This is a genomic window from Calidithermus roseus (assembly GCF_003574095.1).
Taxonomy (GTDB): domain Bacteria; phylum Deinococcota; class Deinococci; order Deinococcales; family Thermaceae; genus Calidithermus; species Calidithermus roseus.
This window is the reverse complement of record NZ_QWLA01000051.1, coordinates 21,767-28,100: the sequence shown is the minus strand read 5'-3', so window position 1 is coordinate 28,100 and position 6,334 is coordinate 21,767. Positions and strand designations below refer to the sequence as shown.

The window sequence follows — 6,334 nt, the reverse complement described above, 5'->3', positions numbered from 1 at the left end:
CCTTCCCCCCCACCTCCACCGCCCACTGATGCTCCTGCCCGATGTAGCCCTCGAGCATGCGGTAGGTGTCCTCAAGGCTTTTGTGCGGCCCCCAGGCCAGAAAACGGGTCATTTCCTCGTCCTGGCACAAAGGGAACAAGTCAGGGGCGTCTTCCCAGCGAAAGGGGCGCAGCAACACGTGGGAGCCGCGGAGTTCCATGCTCACAGCATAGGGCCAAGCGGGCTATCATACGCTACATTTACCCATGCCCTAGAGGGTGTTAGCCCTAAAGTCCATAACACCCTCTAGCTTCCTTCGCAGTCCAACGGGTTCATAGCCCTCGAGCCAAACACCAGAATTCGCTACCAGGACAGCTCAGATTCAGGGATTCGCCGAGCTCGAGCACCCTGCAGCCAGGAGCACGAAGAAAGGACCCGCACGTGGCGGGTCCTTTTTGAAATGCCGATCTCTAGGGACGATCCAGAGTGATGACCGGCGAGGTCCAGCTCTCCCAGTGGGCCGGGTTGCTGGCATCGCCCAGGGCCTTGAGCACCGAAACCTTGATCACGTACTGGCCATCGGGCACGGTGTAGGTTTTGTTGCCGCCGAAGGTAGTTCCATCCCACGAAAAAGCAAAGAAGCTGGTCGCAGTGGAGTTACGACCCACATAATCCTGGTTTAGAGCCCGGTGCCAGGCTTTGCCGGAGCTAGCCTCGAAGACCTCCATGCGCAACAGGCGCACCTGATGGTCGAGGTGAACCAGAATGTAAGGGGTGTTAAACGCATCGGTGAGCGTGTAGGTTGCCCCACCGGGCTTCGGGGTATAAATGCCCCCCGCAAAGCAATCCAGGCCCCTCAGCAAGGCGCAGCTGGAGAGGCTGGCTAACATGGGGAAGCCACCCGTGAGCACCGGGATAGACTGGTAATCGCCCGAGTAACCGGCGAAGGGCACCCGGTAGACCTGGCCGCCACCTTGGGGCGTGAAGACGATGTAACCGCCGTACTGGTGGTTGGCGGCGGTGGGTGGGGTGATGGTCACGTTGACGCTGGCGCTGCCTCCCGCCGGTACGGTGATGCTGGGGCTACTGAAAGCCACGGTAGCGTTGGAAGTAAAGAAGCCGGGGCTGATCACGCCACCGGTGGAGAGGGCATTGACGAAGGAGAGGTCGTAGGTGACGGCATCCGGGCCGTTGTTCTCGAGGGTGAGTGTCTGGGTCGGGGGGAAACCCTCACCCAGCGAGAGCTTGGCGGGCTCGATCTTGGTAGTGGCCAGGATGGCGTCGTCGATGTCCAGCATGCCGGCACCCTGACGGTGCACGTTATCCAGGAAGCCCAGGCCGGGGTTGCCCCACCAGTTCTTGGGGTCGGCGCTGTTTTGCAAGATGCCGCGCATGGCCTGGGCAGGTGTATTGGGCCTGGCCTCGAGCAGCAGGGCCGCCGCGCCAGCCACGTGGGGGCTGGACATCGAGGTGCCGCTGATGGTGGCGTACCCACCCCGCTCGAGCGGATAGGTAGAGCGGATCAGACCGCCGGGTGCGCCGATGTCAGGCTTGAGGGCGAGATCGGGCGAGAGGCCGTAGGAGCTGAAGGATGAGATCAGCCCACCGGTAGGGTTGGGGAAGGAACCAAACTGGTCGGTCCAGTTCAATGTTTGCGGCGTCCCTGAAGCGATAGCATTGTTGATGGCCACACCTTCGGCGTCCGAGATGGCCACGACCGGGATGGTAATCGCCGGTGTGCCCGCAACCGTCGGGCTAAAACGGCCAGCCACGCTGTTATAAAGCACGACCGCGGCTGCACCCGCGTTTTGCGCGTTGGACGCCTTGGTGTGGAACGTGCAGGTGCCGCGACGGATGAGCGCCGCTTTACCAGTCAGGCTGCCAGCAGGCAACGGCGAACAAGCGTCTGCTGTGCTCGCGGGCGTGCCGGTGCGTGCCAGCGGCAGGCTTCCCGAGGTGGGAGCGGGGGGAGCTGCAGCAGCATTGGCGTATCCGATGGTGAGGTTTGCGGGGGTTACGGTGAACGTATTCAGCGAAACGTGGGTGTTGTCGAACGAGGCTACCCCGATGACCTTCTCACCCAGGCCCGGAGCGCTCGCTGAGTACAGGCCATTGGCCCCACTGTTGCCGATGGAAGCCACCACCACCATGCCCTTGTTGACCAGGCGGTTGCTGGCCTGGGCAGTGGGGTACTGCGGCCACTGGAAGGCTGAGCCGATGCTCATGTTAAGCACGTCCATGTCGTCTTCCAGGGCCCGCTCCATGGCGGCGATCATGATGTCGGCGGTGGTGGAGCCCTCGCAGCCGAAGACCCGGTAAGCCCCGAAGGTCACGCCGGGGGCTACGCCCTTCACGCTACCGTTGGCCCCTACGATGCCGGCTACGTGGGTGCCGTGACCGTTGCAGTCGTCGGGATTGGGGTCGGGGGCAGGGGTGGGGTTATAGAGCGGCGAGCTGGGGTCGGCGTTGAAAGCATCGCCCACGAAATCCCAACCCACCGCCACCCGGCAGCCGGGGCCAAAGCAGCCGCCTAGGTCGGGGTGGTTGTAATCCACGCCGGTGTCCATCACGGCCACTTTGATGCCCTGGCCGCTAAAGCCCAGCTCGCTCTGGGCGATGTCAGCCCCGGTCATGGCCAAGGCAGTGGCTAGCTCAGGATCGGTCACCAGGGCGGTAGGGGGCAGCGACACCCTGACCACCGGATAGACATTTTTCACCCCGGCAATCCGGGAGAGCTTGGGCACCTCCGAATGGGAGGCCTGGACGGAAAATCCGTTCCAAAGAGTCTTGAAGGCGAAGCGCTCAGTGTATCTGAGCCTGGCTTTCCGGGCCGCTTCCCGGAAGGTTTGCTGTTCGGCTTCCAGCGTGGCCCGTGGGGTACCCTCGGCGCTGGGTGGGCTCGAGAGCTCCACGAACCACAGATCAGGGGTTTCGTCCAGGAAAGCCCCGCTCTCCATCGAGGGCAGAGACCTCTCGGGAAATACCTCCTGGACGCTTTGGGTGCTCACAGCTTGGCTCGGGGGCTTGGTGCTACAGGCCGCCAGGGCCAGTAGCAATACAGCAGCGATCGCCAAAAACCAGTATTTCCAGTACATAGGGATTTCACCTCGCTAGTATTTGGGATTGAGAAATCTAGATATAAGCCCTTCTACAAAACAGGTCTTCACCCCCTTTCATCAAATGGGGTTCGAAGGTGGGAAACTCCAAGAAACCAATACAAGTACACCCGCCATTGAGGTCACGCCCCTGCCCGAACGCTGGACTGCCAGATACCCCGGTTTTTCGTTGACCTCAGTATACGCCCGCATCCTCGAGAGCAAAGGCGTTACTTCAGGCGTTACAAAGCCATTTCACGACTAAAAACTTTTGGCTATATAGAATATTTCCAGCTTTGCAGTCTCGCGCAGAAATACCGAAGCTGTCGAACTTAGCCCCGGTATTTACGGCAAAGCCGCGGCTAGGGCGTGACCCTACCTGGGGAAAGGACAAACGAAGATACGCCCTTCGACGTGCTCGAGCGAGCAAGTATCATGGTGCGGTATGGCGAAGGAAAAAGGCCTGACTCCGCAAAGCCAAGATTTCAACGAGTGGTACAACGAAGTCATCCTGCGAGCTGAACTGGTGGATTATGGCCCGGTGCGCGGCACGATGGTCATCAGGCCTTATGGCTTTGGCCTGTGGGAGAACATTCAACGTGTCCTGGACGACATGTTCAAGGCCACCGGCCACACCAACGCGTACTTTCCCCTCTTCATCCCCATGAGCTTCTTCCAGAAGGAAGCCGAGCACGTCGAGGGGTTCGCGCCTGAACTGGCGGTGGTGACCCACGCGGGTGGGGAGGAGCTCGAGGAACCCCTAGCTGTGCGCCCGACCTCGGAGACCATCATCGGCTACATGTGGGGCAAGTGGATTCGCACCTACCGCGACCTGCCCCAGCTCCTCAACCAGTGGGGCAATGTGGTGCGCTGGGAGCTGCGCACCAAGCCCTTCTTGCGCACCAGCGAGTTCTTGTGGCAAGAAGGCCACACCGCCCACGCCACCCAGGAGGAGGCCGAGGCCGAGGTGCGACAGATGCTGGGCATCTACGCCAAGATGTCGCGTGAGTGGGCGGCGGTGCCGGTGTGGGAGGGGGTCAAGACCGAGAGCGAGAAGTTCGCCGGAGCGGTCTACACCACCACCATCGAGGCCATGATGCGCGACGGCAAGGCGCTGCAGTCAGGCACCAGCCACTACCTGGGCACCAACTTTGCCAGAGCCTTCGACATCCAGTTCCAGGACAAGGATCAGCAGAACAAGTACGTCCACACCACGAGTTGGGGCCTCTCCACCCGCATGGTGGGCGCGGTGATCATGACCCACGGCGACGACAAGGGCCTGATCCTGCCCCCTCGCCTCGCCCCCATTCAGGCGGTGATCGTGCCCATCTACAAGTCGGACACCCGCGAGCAGGTCATGCCCGCGGTGGAAAAGCTGACCGCCGACCTCAAGGCCGCGGGCGTGCGGGTCCATCTCGACGACCGCGACCAGTACAGCCCCGGCTTCAAATTCAACGAGTGGGAGCTCAAGGGCGTGCCGCTGCGCCTGGAGATTGGCCCCCGCGACGTGGAGGCGGGCACCGCCGTGCTGGCGAGCCGCCTGGGCGGCAAGGAGACCGTTCAAATCAGCGAGATCGTTGCGACACTACCCCAACGGCTGGAGGCCTTCCAGCAGGCGCTCTACCGGCGGGCGCTCGAGTTCCGCGACAGCCACACCTGGGAAGTGGATAACTACGAGGAGTTCAAGGAGAAAATCGAGCAGGGCTTCGTCAAGGCTTTCCACTGCGGCGACGAGGCGTGCGAGAGGCAGATCAAGGCCGAGACCACCGCCACCACCCGCTGCATCCCCTTCGACGAGCCCCAGGCGCAGGGGAAGTGTATCCGCTGTGGCAGGGAGAGCGGCTACGGCAAGCGGATTTTGTTCGCTAAGGCGTACTAGGGGGTCGATGGTCGATAGCCGGGTACGGGTCGTACGTCCTACGCCGTACGCAAGACGCGAAACGCAAGGCACCTTGTTCCCCCCTTAGCTAGGGGGGATAAACCTTCCCCGCGCGCGGGAAAGGTTGGGGTGGGACAGCCACAAGCCAATAGCCTTTCGCTGATGGCTGGCGGCTGCTTCCTGGTCGCCGAGGCGGGAACGATAGCTGGGGGCGCTCGAAAGCGCCCCCTACAATGTGGGAATGGAGAAGATCCGCTGGGGCATTCTGAGCACCGGACGCATCGCGGGCCGCCTGGCCGACACCCTGCGTAGCCTCGAGGGCGCCGAGCTTTTGGCGGTGGGCTCGAGGAGCCTCGAGGCCGCCGAGGCCTTCGGGGAAGAATACGCCATTCCCCGCCGCTACGGCAGCTACGAGGAACTCGCCGCCGATCCTGATGTAGACGTGATCTATGTAGCCTCACCCCACAGCCACCACTACGCCCACACCCTGCTGTGCCTCGAGCACAGCAAACACGTCCTCTGCGAGAAATCCTTCGCCCACAACGCGCTCGAGGCCCGGCGCATGGCCGAGAAAGCCAGGGAAAAGGGGCTCTTCCTGATGGAGGCCATGTGGACGCGCTTTTTGCCGCACATGGTGCGGCTGCGCGAGTTGCTGGCGCAGAAGGTGATTGGCGAGGTGCGGGTGATCCAGGTCAGCATGGGCTTCCGCGCCCAGGTCGGGCCCGAGCACCGGCTCCTGAACCCCGAGCTGGCCGGAGGAGCCTTGCTGGACGTGGGGGTGTATCCTCTCTCCTTCACCTCGATGCTCTGGGGAAAACCCGAACGCCTCGATAGCCAGGCCTACCTGGGACCGACCGGGGTGGACGAGCAGGCTGTTTTGCTGCTGGGCTACCGCGACGGGCGCATGGCCGCGCTGGTCTCGAGCCTCCACACCCCTACCAACATGGCGGCCTACCTCTACGGCACCGAGGGCTACGTCGAGATCCCCAACCCCTGGTACCGCGCCAAGAGGCTGGTGCTGCACAAAGACGGGCAGGCCAAAACCCTCGAGTGCCCTTATGAAGGCCACGGCGACCAGTTCCAGGCCATCGAGACCATGAACTGCATCCGGGCGGGAAAGCTGGAGTCAGAGGTCATGCCCCTGGCCGAAACCATCGCCATCATGGAGGTCATGGACGCGTTCCGGGCACAGTGGGGATTGCGGTATCCGGGGGAACTGGTTGAAGGGCAGCGAACGGCGGGGGAAGGGTAACGCGATAGACTTCAGAACGTGGCAGGAAAAAGTGCAACCCAGCAAAAACCAGGCCGGGCCAGAGCCCACAAAGCCTCGCGGGCTCGGGCTCTTCCCCAGGAGACGCTCGAGGCCAAGCAGGCTCGAGCC

At 62.6% G+C, this 6,334-nt stretch carries 4 protein-coding genes; 2 read left to right on the top strand and 2 right to left on the bottom strand.

Going from position 1 to position 6,334, the window contains the following annotated elements; genetic code table 11:
- Positions 1–199, bottom strand: a 199-nt coding sequence (locus Mrose_RS12570; RefSeq protein WP_147371643.1) for a GNAT family N-acetyltransferase, incomplete at its 3' end; no start/stop codon positions are given.
- A 250-nt stretch (positions 200–449) separates the two neighbouring features.
- The gene (locus tag Mrose_RS19670; RefSeq protein ID WP_119278758.1) at positions 450–3,074 is read right to left on the bottom strand and encodes a S8 family serine peptidase; all 2,625 of its coding nucleotides are present in this window, start codon (positions 3,072–3,074) and stop codon (positions 450–452) included.
- 445 nt (positions 3,075–3,519) lie between these two features.
- Here Mrose_RS19670 and proS point away from each other — a divergent pair, with 445 nt between their 5' ends.
- Both proS and Mrose_RS12555 read left to right on the top strand, forming a co-directional pair.
- Complete coding sequence (gene proS, locus Mrose_RS12560; protein ID WP_119278756.1) at positions 3,520–4,953, top strand: proline--tRNA ligase; 1,434 nt, start codon at positions 3,520–3,522, stop codon at positions 4,951–4,953.
- Between the two features lie 241 nt (positions 4,954–5,194).
- Complete coding sequence (locus Mrose_RS12555) at positions 5,195–6,205, top strand: Gfo/Idh/MocA family protein (RefSeq protein ID WP_119278754.1); 1,011 nt, start codon at positions 5,195–5,197, stop codon at positions 6,203–6,205.
- Positions 6,206–6,334: the final 129 nt, after the last annotated feature.

Bases quoted from the DNA above. Each gene is read 5' to 3' on its own strand.
- Mrose_RS19670 (WP_119278758.1), bottom strand. From the start codon at position 3,074: ATGTACTGGAAATACTGGTTTTTGGCGATCGCTGCTGTATTGCTACTG.
- proS (WP_119278756.1), top strand. From the start codon at position 3,520: ATGGCGAAGGAAAAAGGCCTGACTCCGCAAAGCCAAGATTTCAACGAG.
- Mrose_RS12555 (WP_119278754.1), top strand. From the start codon at position 5,195: ATGGAGAAGATCCGCTGGGGCATTCTGAGCACCGGACGCATCGCGGGC.